Annotated in this window: 16 protein-coding genes, 2 tRNA genes and 1 pseudogene; 10 read left to right on the forward strand and 9 right to left on the reverse strand. The window is 42.5% G+C overall.

Annotation, left to right across the window (positions count from 1 at the left end; translation table 11 throughout):
- Window positions 1-717: pseudogene (locus tag EWV68_RS03580) on the forward strand (IS630 family transposase); the annotation flags it as partial.
- A gap of 277 nt (window positions 718-994) precedes the next feature.
- Complete coding sequence (locus EWV68_RS03585; RefSeq protein WP_004159852.1) at window positions 995-1,228, forward strand: hypothetical protein; 234 nt, start codon at window positions 995-997, stop codon at window positions 1,226-1,228.
- A 25-nt stretch (window positions 1,229-1,253) separates the two neighbouring features.
- Here the strand turns inward: EWV68_RS03585 and EWV68_RS03590 are convergent, their stop codons facing one another.
- The 4 genes from EWV68_RS03590 to EWV68_RS03605 all read right to left on the reverse strand — a co-directional run bounded on the left by EWV68_RS03590 (window position 1,254) and on the right by EWV68_RS03605 (window position 3,606).
- Entirely contained in the window at window positions 1,254-1,475 is a 222-nt protein-coding gene (locus tag EWV68_RS03590; RefSeq protein ID WP_061431100.1) for a type II toxin-antitoxin system HicB family antitoxin, read from the reverse strand.
- A gap of 2 nt (window positions 1,476-1,477) precedes the next feature.
- Complete coding sequence (locus EWV68_RS03595) at window positions 1,478-1,705, reverse strand: type II toxin-antitoxin system HicA family toxin (RefSeq protein ID WP_008199366.1); 228 nt, start codon at window positions 1,703-1,705, stop codon at window positions 1,478-1,480.
- Window positions 1,706-1,879: 174 nt separating this feature from the next.
- Window positions 1,880-2,575: a metal ABC transporter ATP-binding protein gene (locus EWV68_RS03600; RefSeq protein WP_287168843.1), complete on the reverse strand. Its 696-nt coding sequence runs from the start codon at window positions 2,573-2,575 to the stop codon at window positions 1,880-1,882.
- A 113-nt stretch (window positions 2,576-2,688) separates the two neighbouring features.
- The gene (locus EWV68_RS03605) at window positions 2,689-3,606 is read right to left on the reverse strand and encodes a metal ABC transporter solute-binding protein, Zn/Mn family (protein ID WP_287168844.1); all 918 of its coding nucleotides are present in this window, start codon (window positions 3,604-3,606) and stop codon (window positions 2,689-2,691) included.
- A 662-nt stretch (window positions 3,607-4,268) separates the two neighbouring features.
- Here EWV68_RS03605 and mfd point away from each other — a divergent pair.
- On the forward strand, window positions 4,269-7,751 hold the full coding sequence (gene mfd / locus EWV68_RS03610; RefSeq protein WP_287168845.1) for a transcription-repair coupling factor: 3,483 nt from the start codon (window positions 4,269-4,271) through the stop codon (window positions 7,749-7,751).
- 354 nt (window positions 7,752-8,105) lie between these two features.
- Here the strand turns inward: mfd and EWV68_RS03615 are convergent.
- The 3 genes from EWV68_RS03615 to EWV68_RS03625 all read right to left on the reverse strand — a co-directional run bounded on the left by EWV68_RS03615 (window position 8,106) and on the right by EWV68_RS03625 (window position 11,235).
- A tRNA-Ser gene (locus tag EWV68_RS03615) sits at window positions 8,106-8,192 on the reverse strand.
- Window positions 8,193-8,308: 116 nt separating this feature from the next.
- Window positions 8,309-9,406 (reverse strand): glycosyltransferase family 4 protein, encoded by a 1,098-nt coding sequence (locus EWV68_RS03620; protein ID WP_287168847.1) that lies wholly within the window; start codon window positions 9,404-9,406, stop codon window positions 8,309-8,311.
- Window positions 9,406-11,235, reverse strand: coding sequence for a tetratricopeptide repeat protein (locus EWV68_RS03625; protein ID WP_287168849.1), 1,830 nt, complete (start codon window positions 11,233-11,235; stop codon window positions 9,406-9,408). The genes EWV68_RS03620 and EWV68_RS03625 overlap by 1 nt, the downstream gene beginning before the upstream one ends.
- A 226-nt stretch (window positions 11,236-11,461) precedes the next feature.
- Between EWV68_RS03625 and EWV68_RS03630 the strand changes: the two genes are divergently transcribed.
- Both EWV68_RS03630 and EWV68_RS03635 read left to right on the forward strand, forming a co-directional pair.
- Window positions 11,462-12,739: a M16 family metallopeptidase gene (locus EWV68_RS03630; protein ID WP_287168851.1), complete on the forward strand. Its 1,278-nt coding sequence runs from the start codon at window positions 11,462-11,464 to the stop codon at window positions 12,737-12,739.
- Between the two features lie 3 nt (window positions 12,740-12,742).
- The gene (locus tag EWV68_RS03635) at window positions 12,743-14,002 is read left to right on the forward strand and encodes a M16 family metallopeptidase (protein WP_287168853.1); all 1,260 of its coding nucleotides are present in this window, start codon (window positions 12,743-12,745) and stop codon (window positions 14,000-14,002) included.
- Between the two features lie 52 nt (window positions 14,003-14,054).
- Here the strand turns inward: EWV68_RS03635 and EWV68_RS03640 are convergent.
- A tRNA-Asn gene (locus EWV68_RS03640) sits at window positions 14,055-14,126 on the reverse strand.
- A 147-nt stretch (window positions 14,127-14,273) separates the two neighbouring features.
- On the opposite strand from EWV68_RS03640, the gene EWV68_RS03645 reads away from it, so the two are divergent.
- The gene (locus tag EWV68_RS03645) at window positions 14,274-14,747 is read left to right on the forward strand and encodes a hypothetical protein (protein WP_287168855.1); all 474 of its coding nucleotides are present in this window, start codon (window positions 14,274-14,276) and stop codon (window positions 14,745-14,747) included.
- Window positions 14,748-15,157: 410 nt separating this feature from the next.
- Entirely contained in the window at window positions 15,158-15,559 is a 402-nt protein-coding gene (locus tag EWV68_RS03650) for a hypothetical protein (RefSeq protein ID WP_287168857.1), read from the forward strand.
- 8 nt (window positions 15,560-15,567) lie between these two features.
- Here EWV68_RS03650 and EWV68_RS03655 read toward each other — a convergent pair whose 3' ends face one another.
- The gene (locus EWV68_RS03655) at window positions 15,568-15,762 is read right to left on the reverse strand and encodes a hypothetical protein (RefSeq protein ID WP_287168859.1); all 195 of its coding nucleotides are present in this window, start codon (window positions 15,760-15,762) and stop codon (window positions 15,568-15,570) included.
- 104 nt (window positions 15,763-15,866) lie between these two features.
- On the opposite strand from EWV68_RS03655, the gene EWV68_RS03660 reads away from it, so the two are divergent.
- The 3 genes from EWV68_RS03660 (at window position 15,867) to EWV68_RS03675 (ending at window position 17,176) form a co-directional block, all read left to right on the forward strand.
- Window positions 15,867-16,115, forward strand: a complete 249-nt coding sequence (locus EWV68_RS03660; RefSeq protein ID WP_002736965.1) for a DUF4160 domain-containing protein — start codon at window positions 15,867-15,869, stop codon at window positions 16,113-16,115.
- A 4-nt stretch (window positions 16,116-16,119) separates the two neighbouring features.
- Entirely contained in the window at window positions 16,120-16,365 is a 246-nt protein-coding gene (locus EWV68_RS03665; RefSeq protein ID WP_002737254.1) for a DUF2442 domain-containing protein, read from the forward strand.
- A 421-nt stretch (window positions 16,366-16,786) separates the two neighbouring features.
- A complete protein-coding gene (locus tag EWV68_RS03675) occupies window positions 16,787-17,176 on the forward strand; it encodes an adenine-specific methyltransferase EcoRI family protein (protein WP_425184097.1) in 390 nt (129 codons plus the stop codon).
- The last annotated feature ends 65 nt before the right edge of the window (window positions 17,177-17,241 follow it).

Below are 17,241 nucleotides of genomic sequence, written 5' to 3' on the forward strand. Positions count from 1 at the left end.
CAATGATGCAACTCTCGAAGAATTATCGGACTTACTGTATGAAAAGACACAGGTGAAAGTCAGTAGAGCCACCCTGGGGCGGCTGACGCAAAAACTCAATTACAGTTTCAAAAAAAAACACTACACGCGGCGGAAAAAGAAAGTGAAAGGGTGCAGCAAAAAAGAGTGGAATACTGGTCAGAAGTTAGGGAAATTGAGGCATCAAAACTAATTTTCATCGATGAATCGGGGGTGAATTTAGCCCTTTTGAGACTCTATGCTAGAGCCTTAATTGGCCAAAGAGCTCGGGGAAGAAAACCACAAAAAAGAGGGAGAAATATTTCAATAATTAGTGCTATAAGCTTAGAAAAAGTTGTGGCATCAGTCAACATATACGGTGCAGTGGATGCGGTAACATTTGAAGGATTTATTCTGAAGGAAGTGCTGCCAAAAATTAAAGAAGGAGACTGTTTGCTCATGGATAACGCCAAGATTCATCTCGGAGAAATGGTCAGAGAAATAATTGAACAAGAAAAAGCTAGACTCATCTATTTACCTCCTTATTCTCCCGAATTCTCTCCTATTGAAAACTTTTGGTCAAAAGTCAAAGCGATATTAAGAAAACTGAAGGCGAGAACTTACAAAGACTTAATAGAAGGGATTGAATTAGCTATGTTAGAAGTTACTCAAAAAGATATTCGCAATTGGTTTACTCACTGTTGCTACTGTACCTCATGAGTCAGAGAATTGCTATAGTTCATGGTGATTTTTATTCCATAGAAGCTTGATAGAGTGGGCATGAGTAAGAATAGCAATAAAGGTTGCTTTCTAAAAGTTTGCCCCCTATTGTAAGCGCTCGCCCCTCCTTCTCAAAAAACGATCGCCTCTTCTCATCCCCAAAAACGATCGCCCTTTCTCATCCCCAAAAAGCGACCACACGATGAAAAGAGATTAATTTGTCTAAAAATTTGCTAGACTGGGGGCAATAAAGGCTTATTTTAAAGGTGGTAAGTCAATGTGGTGGCAAAGTTCTCGATTAGACCGTATTGAAGCCAATATGGAGCGTATTGATGCAAGAATAGAACGTCTGGCGGAAATCAGTGAAGCAACGAATCGGCGTATTGATCGGTTTGTGGAGGCTACTGCTCAACAAATGGAAGACTCTAAGGCTCGTATTGACCAACTGCAAAAAGGGATGGAACAGCTTCAGCGTGCAGTTGGCTATTTTTTAAGTCAAGACGGCAATTAGTGATCGCAATTCCCCCAAAAATGCTCTATACAGTGCTTAATGCTTTGATTTTCGCTATCTCTGTTTCTAAGTTGGGAAGTTTTTGATTATATTTTTGGGCTGTTTCTAACCATAAATCTTTTACCATCAGTAATTCTTTTAGGGTTTCTTCTAAGGTTTCACCCTGAGCCAAACAGCCAGATAGTGCTGGAATTTCAGCGACAAAACCGCCTTCTTCACAGGGATAAATAATAATTGGATAATTCATCTTTAGTTGTCTCCGATAATTTCAAGGACTCGACGAATATAAACAGATTTTACTTTTTTATTATGAACAGGTATGATCAAAATAATATCATTTCTTTTAAAAATGTGATGGCTACCTGTAATTCGATCAAGGGAAAACCCTTCTAATTCTAGCAGTTTACAAATATCGTTGAATCTTGCGTTATTAGGACTATTCTTGAGTAGTTCTAGTAGTTTATCCCTTTTAGACACGAGTGAATGCCATTCAACAATGAGCTTGAGCAGAAATCCATTTTAACCCAAAAGGAGAAAACTTTTAAGTACCTAAGCAAAATTAATTACACATTTCGATAAAGCTTTTGCCTTTTGCCTTTTGCCTTTTGCCTTTTGCCTATCCTAACCAAGAAATTAATTTTGCACGACTACTTAACAATACACACGTTCTAACATAGCGGCAGTGAGAGATTTTTGGCCGTGATAATAGAGACGACGATTGAGACAACCGATCGATTTAACATAGGTAGATAGGGTTCCCAGATCATGGGAAATAATTAAAATGGTCATCCACTCATTCAATTCTTGCAACAGGGAAAAAATACTAGCACGCATTTGGGGATCGACACTGGCAGTGGGTTCATCTAAAATCAAGAGACGGGGTTCTACTGCTAAAGCGCGAGCGATATAAACCCGTTGGCGCTGTCCTCCTGAAAGTTCAGCAATCGATCTTTTTTTCAACGCTAACATTCCCACACTATCTAAAGCTTTATCTACCCTTACCTCATCTTTTTTACTATAGCCTTGCCAGAGTTTTTTGCTGCTCAATCTCCCCATTTTCACCACCTCACCCACAGTGATGGGAAATGAGCGATCGCATTCGACAAACTGCGGCACATAACCGACTAATTCCCGACCTTTTTGGACACTTTGCCCCAAAATACTGACTTCTCCCCGCCAAGGTTTAATTAATCCCAGTAAAACCTTAAGGAGGGTAGTTTTTCCTCCTCCATTCGGGCCGATAATTCCGAGAAAATCCAATTCTTCAATGGTTAAATTAATATCTTCGAGGATGGGTTCCTGTTCGTAGCCGGCCCAGAGATTATTAATGGTAATGATCGTTGACATATACAATAGGGCAAAATTAACTTCTTGGTTGGGATAGGCAAAAGGCAATAGGCAATAGGCAAGAGGTAGTTAGATATGTGCAATTAATTGTGTCTAGCTACATATACAAACAATTACTGATTTAAAACTGTGGCCATTTTTTGGGAAACTTGTCGCAGGTTTTCACTCCAATTTTGAGCAAAGGCACTGATAAGGATTACCTGTCCCCCAATTTCCCTAGCAATAGTTTCGGCACTTTTCTGGCTAAATTCTGGTTGAGCAAAAATAACTTTAATATTCTCTTTTTTTGCCTGTTTGATTAGTTGACTTAACTGGGCAGCACTGGGTTGATTGCCTTCGATTTCGATCGCGATCATCTCTAAACCGTAATCTTGGGCAAAATAGCCCCACTCAGGATGAAACACCATAAATTTTTTGTTTTTGATCCCTGCCAAGTTTTGCCGAATTTCTTGATCTAATGCGTCTAATTCCTGACTGAATTTTTCCAAGTTAGCCCGATAGATAGCTTCCTGACCCGGATCGAGTTGTGCTAGGGTTTGATAAATAGTCTCTGCTTGTGCTTTGACTCGTTTTGGTGATAACCAAATATGGGGATCTAGGGTGTTTTTTCCTTCTTGATGTTTTTCTTCCTTGCTGTGATCGTGATCATGTTCTGCTGTCAAAGGGATTTTATCTACTCCTTGACTGGTATCGACGATTAACATCTGTTGGTTAACACTGTTTAAGCGATCTTTCCAGGCATCTTCTAAGGATACACCGATTTTAAAGTAGGCTTGCGATTGGGCTGTGGTTTTTAATTGTTCGGGTTTTGGTTCATAGGTGTGGGGATCTGTCCCGGGTTGAATCATGGCATTAACACTGACTCTATCACCGCCGATGCGTTTGACGAAATATTCCTGCGGTACGATACTCACTGTCACCTGTAAGGGTGTCTTTGCTTCCTCTTCCTTGACCGAGGGACCACTACAAGCTGTTAAGCTGGCTATAGTCAGGGTTAAAGCGATCGCTGTTAACTGGAAATTTTTACCCATCGGATTAACTGAGTCTGATTATGATTCTGATCTTATCACAGTCGGTGAGAATCGTTATCATTCTGAAAATATCTCTGTATAGATGTACTGGTTTTTCGTCCTTCGATCTTTCGCTCCCAATTAAAAAATTTTCTCTTGCTAACTAGGGCTTGACATGATATTATATAGATAATGGAAAATCCGTGCGCCTGCGACCCCCCTCTGGTCAAGTCAAATAAAGCCCAAAAGAATTAACCCCAAAAAGTAGTGGGTGAACTGATAACTGATACTCGTTAAGACTGCACCAGAGCAGGGAGAGGAAGCCTGAGCATTTGTACTAAAACTCCCAAGAGGCAGTTTAAATTCAGTAGAGCTTAACTAGAGCTTGCTGAATAAATCTAAAAACCGTGTTGGGTAAGACTTTTAGACTTTTTGGGAAATCAAAAAGTACCGGACATGGGAGTGAGCGGGGGGAAAATTCAGGGACTTTTTCCCTGAAAATTAGGTAATTGACCGCCTGAAAATGGGTAAAACCCCACACCCCACACCCCACACCCCACACCCCACACCCCACACCCCACACCCCACACCCTACACCCCACACCCCACACCCCACACCCTGTCCCCACGAAAAACTTTTTGCCGCAAACCCTAACTAAAAACCGAGCGCCGATCACTAAAAAATGACTTTTGCCTCCGTTATTCGCAACATTGAAAAATCGCCTTTAACTGCCGAACTTATCCAAAAACTGGAGAAAAACGGCAATTTAACCCTAACTGGTCTTGCCCGCTTACCGAAAGGATTAATAAGCACAGCTTTCGCCCGTTGTCAAGGAAAAAATCTTTTAATTATCTGTGCCAATCTGGAAGAAGCGGCACGTTGGGCGGCACAATTAGAAGCGATGACGTGGAAAGGTGTTTTCTTTTATCCCACCTCGGAAGCTTGCCCCTACGAGACATTTAATCGGGAATCCGAGATGATTTGGGGACAGATGCAGGTATTATCGGCAATCAGTCATCAAGAGGCCGGAATTGCGATCGTTACCACCGAAAAGGCCCTGCAGCCCCATTTACCCCCTAGAGAGGTTTTCGAGCAGTATAGCGATAATTTTGCGGTAGGAAGGGTTATAGAAGCCAAAAACCTCGATCTAACCCTAGCTAGATTAGGATATGAACGGGTTTCACTGGTAGAAACCGAAGGACAATGGAGTCGTCGCGGCGATATCGTTGATATTTTCCCAGTTTCGGCAGAATTACCGGTCAGGTTAGAATTTTTCGGCGATGAATTGGAAAAATTGCGAGAATTTGACCCTGCCACCCAAAGATCCCTCGATTCTATCCCCAATCTGCTTCTTACTCCCACTAGCTTCGCAGCGATGATTGCCCCTTCTCTTCCCCCGACAGTGGCCGATTATTTGGAGGCTGAAGAGCGAGAAAAATTGGCTAATGGCATTTATCCAGAGGGAATTGAGCGATTTTTAGGCTTGGCCTTCCGTCAACCTGCTTCTTTATTGGATTATCTCCCCGAAAATACCCTTATTGCCTTTGATGAACTGGAAAGCTGTCAAGCTAGAAGCGATCGCTGGATAGAATATATTGGGGAACGCTGGCAAGAGATAGAACCAGCTTTACCGCAAATTCACCGTTCTTTTGGCGAATCTCTGCAAATATCGGTTAAATTTCCCCATCTCTACCTCTCAGAAATAGACGATCACCTGTCCGAAAATAGCCTTAATCTCTCCAGTCGTCCGATTCCCACCAATCCGGGGCAATTCGCCAAACTAGCGGAAATTTTACGGGGAAAAAGAGAGATTTATAGCGGTATTAAAGTAAATAAGTACGCTACATGGTTAATATCTGCCCAACCCTCCCGTACAGTCTCGTTATTACAGGAACACGACTGCCCAGCCCAATTTATCCCCAATCCCCTCGATTTTGGGGCGATCGAGCGATTAATCATTCAAAACACCGCTACAGCCCTAAAATACTCAGGATTAGCTGAATTAGAAGGTTTTATCCTACCCACCTATCGCATAGTCGTCGTTAGCGATCGAGAGTTCTTCGGACAACATCTTTTAAATACTGCTGGTTACGTCCGCAAACGTCGGCAAGCAGCCTCGGTACAGGTGGACGTGAACAAACTCCGTCCCCTCGATTTTGTAGTACATAAACACCATGGCATCGGGCAGTTTATCAAACTAGAAAAGCAGGAAAGCACAATTAGCGGAATAGTGCAAGGTCGAGATTATCTAGTTATTAAGTATGCCGATGGATTATTGCGGGTTCCTGCCGATTCTGTTGATAATCTCTCCCGTTATCGTCATACAGGTAGTCAAGAGCCTGAATTACATAAAATCTCTGGCAAAGCGTGGGAAGCGACGAAAGCTCGCGTCAGGAAGTCGGTTAAGAAGTTAGCGGTTGATTTAATCAATATTTACGCCCAACGCACCCAAAAATCGGGTTTTGCCTATCCGATGGATAATCCCTGGCAGCGGGAGTTAGAGGATTCTTTTCCCTACCAACCCACTGCCGATCAACTGAAAGCGATACAGGATGTGAAACGGGATTTAGAAAGCGATCGCCCGATGGATCGATTAGTCTGTGGGGATGTGGGTTTTGGTAAGACAGAAGTGGCGATTCGTGCTATTTTTAAAGCTGTCACCACGGGTCATAAACAGGTGGCTTTATTAGCACCAACAACGATTTTAACCCAACAACATTATCACACCCTAAAGGAGCGTTTTGCCCCCTATCCCATTAATGTGGGTTTATTAAATCGTTTTCGCACCAATTCCGAGAAAAAAGATATCGTCCAGCGCTTGAAAACGGGGGAATTGGATATAGTAGTGGGGACGCAGTTGTTATTGAGTAAAGCGGTGGAGTTTAAAGATTTAGGATTATTGGTAATTGATGAAGAACAGCGTTTTGGGGTCAATCAAAAGGAGAAAATTAAGGCTTTTAAAAGTAATATTGATGTGTTAACCTTGAGTGCGACACCGATTCCCCGGACTCTTTATATGTCCCTTTCTGGGGTGCGAGAAATGAGTTTAATTACCACACCCCCTCCCTCTCGTCGTCCCATCCAGACCCACCTTTCCAGTTATAATTCTGATGTGATTAGAACGGCAATTCGCAATGAATTGGATCGGGGGGGACAGGTTTTTTATGTAGTACCAAGAATCGAGGGAATTGAAGAAAAAGCGGCAGCAATTCAAGGGATGATTCCGGGTGCTAGAATTGCCATCGGCCATGGTCGTATGGATGAGTCCGAATTAGAGACCACCATGTTAGCTTTTAATAATGGGGAAGCGGATATCTTAGTCTGTACGACTATTGTGGAGTCGGGGTTAGATATTCCCAGAGTTAACACGATTATCATTGAAGATGCCCAAAAATTCGGTTTAGCGCAACTCTATCAACTGCGGGGACGGGTGGGGCGATCGGGAGTACAAGCGCACGCTTGGTTACTTTATCCGGCCAAGGCAGAACTAACAGAAACCGCTCGGGAAAGATTAAAGGCAATTCAAGAATTTACCCAGTTAGGATCGGGGTATCAATTAGCAACTAGGGATCTGGAAATTCGCGGTGCGGGTAACTTATTAGGTGCGGAACAATCGGGACAAATGGAAGCGATCGGTTTTGATCTATATATGGAAATGTTACAGGAAGCTTTGCGAGAAATTCAAGGTCAAGAAATTCCTCAAGTGGAGGATACCCAAATCGATCTGAAATTGACGGCATTTATTCCTAACGATTATATATCCGATCCGGAGCAGAAAATGGATGTCTATCGGGCGATCGCTACTGCCAATTCTCAGAAAAATTTAGGACAAATTGCTGCGGATTTAGTGGATAGATATGGGGCAATTCCTTCCCCAGTGGCACAATTATTTAAGGTAATCGAGTTAAAACATCTGGCTAAATCCCTCGGTTTTTCGCGAATTAAACCCGATGGAAAACAGCATATTATCCTCGAAACTCCTATGGAGGAACCAGCGTGGAAATTATTACAAGAACACCTACCCCAACATATACAATCACGCTTTGTTTATAGTCCCAAACAGGTGACGGTTAGGGGTTTAGGATTGGTAAAACCATCACAGCAGTTAGATAGTTTATTGGAGTGGTTAGCTAAGTGTAAAGATGGTTTACCGATGGGGAATTAGACTAAATCCTGTTTAAAAAGTATAGGAGAGTGGGTGATGGGGAGATGGGGAGCAGGGAGCAGTGGGAATTATAAATTAGGGTTTGCTGAATAAGTCCCCAGAGGGAATCTAGAAACCACACAGTTGATGATAGGGGGTGCGTTACGACGGATTGTCACCTTCAAGTCAAAGCAGCAATTTTTGCCGTCTAACGCACCCTACTTTTTACTTTTTGCCGCAAACCCTACTTAGTTGATGATAGGTGGTGCGTTACGACGGATTGTCACCTTCAAGTCAAAGCAGCAATTTTTGCCGTCTAACGCACCCTACTTTTTACTTTTTGCCGCAAACCCTACCTATGAGGTGCTTTGGGTACGGAGAGAGAGGGATTCGAACCCTCGTTAAAGTTACCCCTAAACAGCATTTCCAGTGCTGCGCCTTCAACCGCTCGGCCATCTCTCCAATTGAGGTCACGATCATCAATCCTACAGCAAATGCTGCCGATCTGTCAAATTATTTTTCTTTTTCCGACGATGACCGATCAGGTTAAACTTCATCTTGACGGGAAACGCTGTCAGTTAAGCACACCCTAGATATTGATTTAAGATTGCGGCTGTAGCTAGACCAGTTTTTTGCCAACTAAACTCATCGGCCCGTTTTTTGCCTAGATGACTTAATTTTGAGTGTAATTGTCGATCTTGAGCGATAATTTTCAGGGCATCGGCCAGGGCCTCGACTCGATAGGGATCGATTAAAATTGCCGCTGTTGCCGTGACTTCTGGCAAAGATGACAAATTTGAGGTAATGACGGGTGTACCGCAGGCCATAGCCTCTAAAACGGGCAATCCGAAGCCTTCCCAGAGACTAGGGAAGACTAAAGCAGTGGCTTGACTGATAACTTTGGGTAGGTGATCGTAGGGGATATAGTCGAGAAATTTAATGCGATCGCTGACTGCTAATTCCCGCGCTTGTTGTTGTAAATTGGGGGTATAACGGCGATCAAAGCTGCCGGCAATCCAAAGATGATAATCTGTTAAATCTGGGGGCAGTTGGGCAAAAGCGGCGATTAAACGCGGTAAATTTTTATAGGGATTGGGACGACCGAGATAGAGAAAATAGGGATGTTCTGGCTTATTATCTTCCATAGGGCGAAAGTGATGATGATCGTAGGCTAGGGGAATAGAAGTAATTTTATCGGCGGGAATTTGATAATATTCAGTGATATCTTTGGCCGTTGCCTGAGAGTTGCAGATAATATGTTTTGCCTGTTGTAATACCTGCGGCACATAATAACGGAAATAGTGAGTTAAGGGGGAAGTAAAACTGGGAAACCGCAGGGGAATTAAATCGTGGACCATGACGACAAAGCGACAGGGAGAATTTATCGGCGCTTCTGGAAGGGGAGAAAAGAGTAAATTGGCCTTTAATTGTCGGTAAATTGACGATAACCGAAACTGAGTCCAGAGTAAGCGTTTTAAATGACCTTTCGCTCCTCGATCGGGTCCGAGACCTTTGGGGATAGAATAACAGTTAAAGTCGGGATAACTATTAGCTGTTAGTAGGGTTGGTTCTAAATTTTTCAGGTAGGGTAAGAGGTTAAGAATGTAGGTACTGATTCCCGTGGGTTGGGGAAAAAGTACCGAGAGATTAATTAATAATTTAGGCTGTGTATTCACTAATTACCCTGTTGATATTTGCTGAGAATTTCTGAGATATATTGGTAGCCTTCCAGTCCAATTGATTTAATCAGGGAGGAACGTTCCAGACTGAAAGTCTGTTCAAAAGCTGCGATATTTTTGCCGCGAATAACCGTTAATAGACTAGCAGCTTGTCGCCATTCTACTGCACCGATTTCGTGTAGCCAATACATTCCTAGAGAACCCATATAAATTGCCTGTTCAAAATTCTTATCTTGATAGTAAGCTTCGCCTAAATAAGTTAGTAATAAACCTTGCAGATATACATCTCCGTAGTATTTGGCCGATTCCAATCCTTGCCGGAGAATATTAATCGCTTCTTGGGGTCTTTCGAGGACAAGATATGCTAAACCTAAACTGCTACAACAAAGGGATTTACTCTGCCAATCTTGGAGACTTTCCGCTAACTTTAATCCCTGCTGTAAATACTCGATCGAACTTTGATAAATTTCGGGATCGTATCTCTCTAACTGTTGCGCTTCCTGTACCTGACTATAACCCAAATTAGCTAAAGCGTTAGCCTGTCCTAAACTATTACCCTGTTGACGACTTAAAATTAAAGCTCTCTGACTTAAATTAATCGCTTCTGCATAGTTTTTCTGGATAGCATTGAGACGGGATAAATGGTTTAAATTAGCTATTTCACAAGCATAATCCTGTTGTTGACGGGCAATTTCTAAAGCTTGTTGATGACATTCTCTGGCCTGTGGATAGTCGCCGCGAATGCGATTAGAATAGGCAATTAAAGTTAAAATTCTCGCCTTTTCTCCCGTGCCTTCCACATAACGCAGAGGAATTGATAAATAATCTAAGGCCTCCTTGAGATAACTACCAGAAAAGGAGGCAAAAATTCCCCCGTATAAAGGAAAATAATCCCGTTGAGCAAAGGTTCTCAGAATTTGTAAAGCCATCTGAAAACAGCCCCGACTATAGAGAGAATTTTTACTAACTTGCTCGAAACTATTGGTTAACAGCGACCAAATTAAAGCAAAGGTGAGAAAGGTAGAAATGGATAATTTGGCTCCTAATTTTTCGCTATAGATGCGCTGATCAAAAAAGTTAATTAGTCCTCTTTGGATATATTGAAAAACAATAGCAGTTTCTACCCAATCGGTTAAAGTTAAATCCTGAGTGAGAGGATCAAAAGCTTGTTGATTAGCTAAACTTTCTAATACTCGTTTTAACCAAGAGGGATTAACTTTACTTGCCCAAATTTGCCAAGGAGTCACTCGCTCATTATCATTAGTAAAACCAAGATTGCGATTTTGTTCGTAGAGCCAACTGGTGAGATCATTCGATAAATTTGACCAAGTATTTAACCCCAGATTAATCCCCGTGGCAATTTGCCATAAATCCGCTTCTCCCCGCTGCTGAGAAACTGTCTGTAAATGCTTGGCTAACTGTTGCAATTGTTCTAGGGTTAAAGCATTATTTTGATTGGGATCAATTAAATTTACTAAAGTCAGTAAACGATCCTCTCGATCGATTTTTACCAGATTATTGATCGCCGCTGCAGTGAGAGAATTTTGCTGATTGGTTTTTTGATATTTTTCCCATTCACTTTCGATCGTTTCCAGGGCCCGCAAAACTCTACTGGCTTTAATTTTTGTTTCTAACTGTGAGCGAGTAACGATTATTTTTTCGGTTAAACAACGCTCAAAAATTTCTCCTGTGCCATTTTTTACTCCCTCGGCTAAAAGGTTATAAACCTGTGATTTAGCCCTAATTTTTCCTTCCAAAGTTAGATTGACAATGCGATCAATTAGTGCATTATAAGTTTCGTTGAAGTTATCTCTATTTTCTGTCATAGGGGGTTTTTCAGTTATCAGTAATCAGTAATTAGGGAGCGGTAAACAGCAATCAGTAATCAGTGAACCGAAAACTCACCTCTGATCACCGAGTCACTGATCACCGATAAGGCTGATATTTGGGGGAATTGTCTAGAAATCATGACAAAATTTTTGTAATGGTTGAGCAGGCAAGAGATAAGATAGCATAAGTATAGAATTTAACAAAAAATCTGGTTAACGGACATTGATCAAGTCGATAGCGCAGTGTCAAACAAGTTCTTTTCCCGCTCAGGTATGGCAATTAGATCACGGCTTAACCGTAATTCATCAGTATTTACCCGTGACTCCTGTGGTGGTAGTAGATGTGTGGGTGAAAGCAGGTGCGATCGCTGAACCCGAACCATGGTTAGGTATGGCCCATTTTCTCGAACACATGATCTTTAAGGGGACAAAAAAACTTCCCCCCGGACTCTTTGACTATTTAATCGAAAATTGTGGCGGAATGACCAACGCTGCCACCAGTCACGATTACGCACACTTCTATCTCACCACCAGTGTGGACCAAATTGAACATACCCTACCCCATCTGGCCGAAATTCTCCTCCATGCTGAAATTGACGATGAGGAATTCTATCGGGAAAAAGATGTAGTTTTAGAAGAATTACGGGCCTGTTATGATGATCCCGATTGGATTGCCTACCAAACCCTCTGCGGAAGTATCTATCAAAACCATCCCTACGGACGCTCTATTCTAGGTGATCAACCCTGTTTAGAGCAATTAACCCCCAATCAAATGCGCTGTTTCCATCGCACCTATTATCAACCGGAAAATATGTGTGTGGCGATTATCGGGGGAATTGAACCCCAAGCAGCTTTAGAAATTATCCGGCAATCTTTTCGGGAATTTCCCGTCCCCTCAGAATCCCCCTCCCATCTAGTGGCTGCCGAACCCCCCCTGATCGAAATTCGTCGTTCCCAAGTACATTTATCCCACCTAGAACATTCTCGCCTCTTGATGGGATGGATGGGACCGGGATGCGATCGCCTAGAAGATGCCTTTGGATTAGACTTGCTTTCGGTAATTCTTGCCGGGGGACGCTGTTCGCGGTTAGTGCGACAGCTGCGGGAAGAAGCGCAAATCGTCCTCGATATTAACAGTAATTTTTCCCTGCAACGAGATTCCAGTCTCTTTACCATCGGCGCTTGGCTATCTAGCTCACAAATCGAGACAATTGAAGGCATTATCTGTGAACATATCCAACATCTGCACGATGATCCCGTCACCCCCGCAGAATTACACCGCACTCAACAGTTATTAGCTAACGATTATATTTTCTCCACAGAAACCCCGGGCCAATTAGCGGGACTCTATGGATATTATCAAACCCTGAGAGCTGCCGACCTAGCAACGATCTATCCCCAAGTTATCCAAAGTTTGCAACCGTCAGATCTCCAGCGTCTCGCTCGTCAGTATCTCTCCCCGGAGCGATATGCTATTACAGTAATGCAACCCTGTGAATAAACGATGTCCGCTTCCCCCATTCACCGCTTAACCTTAGAAAATGGCATCACTCTTTTAGTGGTGGAAAATACGGCCGTGGAGTTGGTTGCAGGGAGGATTTTTCTCAAAAATGCGGGTACTCGTTGGGAAAAAACCGAAAAAGCGGGTTTATTTCGTCTGTTAGCAGTGCTGCTCACCAAAGGTACAGAAAAGTTATCTTCCCTAGAAATTGCTGATCGCATTGAGTCCACGGGGGCCGGTTTAAGTGCGGACACGGGGACTGATTATTTTGTGGTTAGTTTAAAGACCGTTACCAAGGATTTTTTAGATATATTGCGTCTAGCGGCGGAAATTATTCGTTTTCCCAGTTTTCCCCCTCCAGAAATCGAATTAGAGAAAAATCTCACCCGTCAAAGCATTCGCTCTCAATTGGAACAGCCTTTTAATGTGGCTTTTAATCAATTACGCGCCGCTATGTACCCGGATCACCCCTATGGTATGTCTTTATTGGGTACGGAGGCAACGGTTGCTCAATTGCAACGGGATGACCTGCTGGCCTATCATAGTCGCTTTTTCCGTCCCGATAACTTGGTAATTAGTCTTTCCGGCCGTATTACCCTAGAGCAAGCAGTAAAAGCAGTGACGGAAATTTTTGGCAGTTGGTCAATTCCCGATCTTCCTTTATCTAGTTTACCCCCAGCCGCTTTTGATTTTCAGCCCACCTGTTTAACTACCGTCCAAGCTAGTCAACAGGCGATCGTTATGTTAGGATACCCCGGCTCTTCTGTACAAGAGGATGATTATGCGGTTTTAAAATTATTGAGTACCTATCTGGGGAATGGGTTATCTAGTCGTTTATTCGTGGAATTGCGAGAAAAACGGGGATTAGCCTACGATGTTTCTGCTTTTTATCCCACCCGTCTCGATTCTTCCCAATTTGTCATTTATATGGGAACTGCACCCCAAAACACAGCGATCGCAGTGGCGGGATTGCGTCAGGAAGCAGAAAGGTTATATAAAGTAACTTTGAGTGAAGAGGAGTTACAGTCAGCTAAAAATAAGTTATTGGGTCAATATGCTCTCGGTAAACAAACTAACGCCGAAATCGCTCAATTATACGGTTGGTATGAAAGCTTAGGTTTGGGGATTGAATTCGATCGCACTTTCCCAGATTCTATTAATCAGATTACTGCCGAACAAGCGCGATCGGTAGCCAGTAAATATTTTCAAAATCCTTACATTTCTCTAGTCGGTCCAGAAAATGCGATCGCTGAAATTCTCTAGTAAGACCAAAAAGCAGCAATAAGAAACTATTGCTGCTACTATTTTTGATTAACTCCCCGGGTGGGATTCGAACCTACGACCAATCGGTTAACAGCCGACCGCTCTACCACTGAGCTACCGAGGAAAGCTACTCACAATTAATAATTATAATCATAAGTCCCTCAATAATGCAAGTGTTTTCTGGATTTTTTCTCAAAAAAATTTCCGGTGCCGGTAGCGGTGGGCGGAGAATCCACTATTGTGGAGATAAGGACACCATTAAGTCTAGTCTATGCTTGCTCATCACCGCCGTCCCGTTTCCTTCTGTCTGCTCTCGACAGATCTACCCATCCTCTCCACTTTAGACACTGCCGCTACCCTCTACCAAAAGGATCGCCACTGGTTTCATCTTCTCCTCAATCAACCACCAGTCGCTCTCGCAGAAATAGAGACACTTAAACCCGAAAATAATCAAAATAAGTTAATTTGGCTAGAAATTTCAGCCAATCGGGTAATTATGACCATGCAGGGCCAGGGAAGATTCGCCTATCGTCATTTTTGGGAGCAAGGGGTTTTTGGTGTCAGTCGCTTCTGGTTAAATGCCGAAAGTTCTCAACCGGGTTACGCTTTTCGCCTCCGCAACTATACCCGTAGTCTCAAATTAGAGGGGAATAATTTCCCCGAATATTTGCGTCTAGAGTACGAATTATGGTCAGATAACCTGATTTTAGGTCATTATGTCCTTCATTTGCAAGTACACCAATAAATAGGGTTGGCTGAATAGAGCTAAAAACCTTGTGGGAGAAGACTTGTAGGCTTTTTTGTCCTCAAAAAGTGCCAGCCGGTGGCAAAATTTAGGCACTTTTTCCCCGAAAATTAGGTAATTGTGGGGTGGATTGAAGACTTAGTGCTACACTTCCCGAAAAGTCTATTTTATTTCAGCTTGTTGTTAGGAATCCACTTAAAAGACGTTGTTTAATCTGGCTAATAAGCTCTTGGGTATGATATGGGGAAAAGTTCCGGCGATTGCGCTAAAATGGGGTAGTATGCCGAAAGTTGACCCATATCGTTACTCTGAAGACTGTTAGACAGAAAGTTTCTGTATAATATGTAGTTAGGCGGTGCGAAAGGTCAGTAGTTAAGGAGCGAACCCGGAAAGTAGTAGGAGTACAGCACATGAAGTGGAATTGGAATACACCGGCTTGGGAGACCCCCATCGGCAAGGCCGATGGGGTAGAGCTGTTTTGTTTGCCTGGCAGTATAGTTCCTGAAGAGGGCTGGCCTGACACGTTCTGGCGCCACGTCAGCGAGAGACATCTTCTTCTTGGAGTTGAAGCTCAGCGAGTGATCCGCCTCTTTCGGGAACTTGAGCCAGGCGAGTCGGCGCGTTGCCACTTTCCGCCGTGGGGGCTGGCGTTCTATGAGTGGGATACCCTGCTCTTCGCGGCGACCCTCTGCTACGAATGCAACAACGCCTACATTTACACTGCTCAGGGCAAGGAGCTACGCGCCTTCGATCCAGCTGGGCCGAACGCTGCCCGACTCCGCGACGTTCTGAAGCAGCATCTGCCGCTGTAGTGCGATCGCTATCGCCGTAGGGTGCGTTCGCTAATGCAAGTCCTATTGCTCCAGCGATCGCTTTTGGGGAACGCACCATGCACATTGATGGCAGTGCGATCGCCGTTATCTTCTTGATTAAACTTTAAAACTGCCATTGCTTGGGATAGGATCGCCAAGGGCGATCGCTTTTTGGGGATAAGGAGAGGCGATGCCGAAGGCACTGCGTAGCAGATCGCTGATCTTGTCGTTTAGGTCAAGGTAACAAAACCCAACAAGCTTTGTTATAATATTTTTGTCATAAAGCAAGACTTATAAAAATAGATTTATGCCAGAAATTACTCGATTTTATGGAATTATCATTAAAATCTTTTTTGCCGATCATCCACCTCCCCATTTTCATGCGATTTATGGAGAATATAACGCCCTATTTAATCTGGAAACCTTAGAAATCATTGAAGGAGACTTACCTAATAGAGCCACAAAAATGGTTGTAGAATGGGCAACAATCTATCAATCAGAATTATTGAAAATGTGGAACACTCAAGAATTTAATAAATTACCACCCTTGAAATAAAACAATGCTTTATCCCAAAATAACATCAGCCGAAATCATTGAAAATTATACTCTATTGGTGCATTTTTCTAATCATCAAGCTAGAAAATATAACTGTGAAAATCTACTAGAAAAAACGATGTTTTCTTCCCTTAAAAACTATGCTTTCTTTAAAAACTTTCAACTTGATCCATCAGGTAGCGGAATCGTTTGGAATGATGAAGTTGATATAAGCGAGTATGAAATTTGGATCAATGGAATTGAACTATGATTGCCGATCTTGTAGTGCGATCGCTGTCATCTTGTTGATTAAACTTTAAAATTGTCATTGCTTGGGATGGGAACGCCAAGGGCGATCGCTTTTTGGGGATAAGGAGAGGCGATCGCTATCGCCGTAGGGTGCGTTCCCTAATGCAAGTCCTGCTACAAAGCGCTCGCTTTTGGGGAACGCACCATGCACATTGATGGAAACTGTGAAGTTAGAAGCATGAAAACCAACCCCCGATCATGTTACGCTACCGCTAACCCATCCTACAAATAATTGTTCCTCCCTACTTATCAAAAAAATGTTTGATATTATGCTTAAAATTTCTAAAACCTCTCTTCAAGTATTAGGCAGTGAAATATTTAATCAGATAAGCAAAAGTAAATAACTAAAAACAAAACATTTATTAAATCAAAAAAGGTTGAACATGGTAAGAAATGCGACAAATAAATTATTGCAAAATGCTAAAAAACTAAAAAGTGACGAGTTTTATACACAACTTTCAGATATAGAAAGTGAGTTGCAACACTATAAAAGTCATTTTGAAAATAAAGTAGTTTATTGCAATTGCGATGACCCCCGAATTAGTAACTTTTTTAAGTATTTTGCTGCAAACTTTAAAAAGTTAGGTCTAAAAAAAATAATAACATCTTGTTATCGAGAACAAGGGAGAGATTTATTTAATACAGAAGAAGATGAAAAGGGTTTTTTCTTTGAATATACAGGTACAGATAGAGAAAAAAATAAACCTATTTACACTGACATTATAGCAATTCTTGGAGCTATGAAGTACAATGGAAAGCAAATAGACAAATAATAGAACTTACCAGCTTCCTATGAGACCCTATTCCGTAGATTTTCGCCAAAAAATTATCGATGTCT

It is taken from the genome of Microcystis sp. M_QC_C_20170808_M9Col (genome assembly GCF_007095495.1).
In the GTDB taxonomy this organism is placed as follows: Bacteria; Cyanobacteriota; Cyanobacteriia; order Cyanobacteriales; family Microcystaceae; genus Microcystis; species Microcystis aeruginosa.